We start from the raw sequence: 2,265 nt of genomic DNA, 5'->3' as shown, positions 1-2,265 counted from the left end.
GTATTGAACCTGCGAGGCCACCATGCCATATGATAAAGCCTGAATAAGCACTAGCAATTAATAGGCGGTAATCCACATTTTTAACCTGCTTGGCAATTTCCTTTGCAAAAAGAGCACCAATTACTAAACCAAACCCCCAGTTAATCCAGCATCCGATTAAAGAAACAACAGAAACTAATAGAATCGCTGAACCAGGTGTCTTAGCTATTCCAGCTAAGGAGCTTAATACTTTTTTAAAAAACGGGCTGCTTGCTAATACATGACCTGCCAAGAGAACAACAACCATTTGCATAGTGAACGATAGTAAACCCCAAAAACCATCTCCCCAGTAGGTTGCCATTTCCAATGGTGTGGAATCTGTTAAGAACACTCCAAGTAAAAATACTAATAGAGTAAGTATTGCAACAAATATGTATGGATCAGGTAAGAATCTGACCATTAAAGTGTTTGAAAATCGTGTTAACGCTTTCAATTTTATTTCCCCCTTTGTTTTTTTACATCCCCTATTAATCTATGTTATAGGAAAGAGAGAAAATTCTCTATATTTTAATTAACATTTTTCGACAAAAAATACTAAAACATAACCTGTAACTAATAACCAGAAAAACGGTCTAATATATTAATTAATGTAAAAGAAAGGAAGAAGACGATGAAGAAGTGGACTGTAATTTTTATCGTTGCTGCTATTTGTTTAACAGGAGGTACATGGTGGATTTATTTTTCTCAGCAAGAGGTTTTTGCTCAAAGTCATATTTTATCCGATCAAGTTTTTAAAGCAGATTTTTCAAGGAGTATTAATAGCGATGCTCTGAAAAATGAGGAAGTGTATTTAACGGACCATTATGGCGATAAAGTAAAGCCGGATTATAAGCTAAAGAATAATGGAAAGTCCATTGAAATTTCAGGTCTATCAGAAGGCGATTACACGCTATATGTAGGTAAAAGGAAACATACTTTTCAAGTTCATGAGTCTATCCCGACTGTAAAGTCTCGAAAAGAGCTAGAGGAATACTTTAAGCTAGTGATGAGCACACGAGAAAACGTAGTCACAGAAGCAACAGACCAAATGGCAACGGAGGAATCCTCAAAGTCCGATAGTGCAGGTCATTCTACAACTAACAATCAAGTAGAGGGAGTAGAAGAGGCAGATATTGTTCAGACGAATGGTTCTCATGTATTTATGATTAGTGAAAACAATGTAGTGATTAGCGATATTGAAAATGCTTCTAATATGAAGCTTGACAGTAAAATTCAATTTACAGATTCTTTTTATCCTAGTCAGCTATTATTAAAAGATGAAATGCTAATAGTAATTGGACAAAAGAATATTTACCATACTTTGGAGGCTAGAGAAACTGAGTCAAGAATAGAGCCTGCCTGGGAAAGCATGACAAGTGTTTTCCTATATGATATTTCTGACCCGACATCTCCAAAGCTGATTAGAGAACTAGCCTCAGAGGGTTATATGAACGGTGTTCGTTTAAAAGAAAATGTCCTTTATATAGTTTCTACTATTATGCCTAGATATTGGATGATGGAAGAGAATAAAGATATAGAATTGAGACCCTTTACGTATGATTCAAAGGTAAACAAAGAGGCTCAGCCGTTGGATTATAAACAAATCTCGATATTGCCTAATTCATTAGACGGGAATTATACGGTTATAACCACGCTTGATATTTCGGAGCCTATAGAGAATGAGGCTAAAACAAAGAGCTTTCTCGGAGGCAGTCAGGATTTATATATGTCCAAAGAGAATCTTTACCTAACTTCCGCCATTTATAAGGAGGATGGGGCTAATACAAGCAGAAAGATGATATGGGGACCGGGTAAGCTTGACACGGTTGTCTATAAATTCTCGCTTAAAGAAACTATAGTTGATTTTGTAGGAACAGCTACGTTAGAGGGAACGATCCTTAACCAGTTTTCTCTGGATGAACATGCTGGTTACTTTAGAACAGTTACTACCACAGGGGACCTTTGGGATGAAAGAAATCCTTCAGAGAATAACTTATTTATATTAGATGAAAATATGAAAGTGGTCGGTTCTATTACAGGGTTAGCAAAAGAAGAAAGAATTTATTCGGCAAGGTTTATGGGGGACAAAGCATACATGGTAACATTTCGAGAGACAGATCCATTGTTTGTGATTGATGTTGCCAATCCTACTAAGCCTCAAGTGCTTGGTGAATTAAAAATCCCAGGGTTTAGCAACTATTTACATCCGCTAGGTGAATCGCATTTAATCGGGTTTGGGTATGAAAC

2 protein-coding genes are annotated in these 2,265 nt (G+C 36.5%); one reads left to right on the top strand and one right to left on the bottom strand.

Features of this window, described 5'->3' with window-relative positions; genetic code table 11:
- A partial coding sequence (locus AC06OU_RS13335; RefSeq protein WP_475856386.1) for a TIGR00366 family protein occupies window positions 1-472 on the bottom strand: 472 nt, incomplete at its 3' end.
- Window positions 473-649: 177 nt separating this feature from the next.
- Between AC06OU_RS13335 and AC06OU_RS13330 the strand changes: the two genes are divergently transcribed.
- A partial coding sequence (locus AC06OU_RS13330; RefSeq protein WP_475856384.1) for a beta-propeller domain-containing protein occupies window positions 650-2,265 on the top strand: 1,616 nt, incomplete at its 3' end.

This window comes from Psychrobacillus sp., assembly GCF_056205495.1.
The sequence above is the reverse complement of the archived record's forward strand: the minus strand, read 5'-3'. Positions and strand labels throughout refer to the sequence as shown.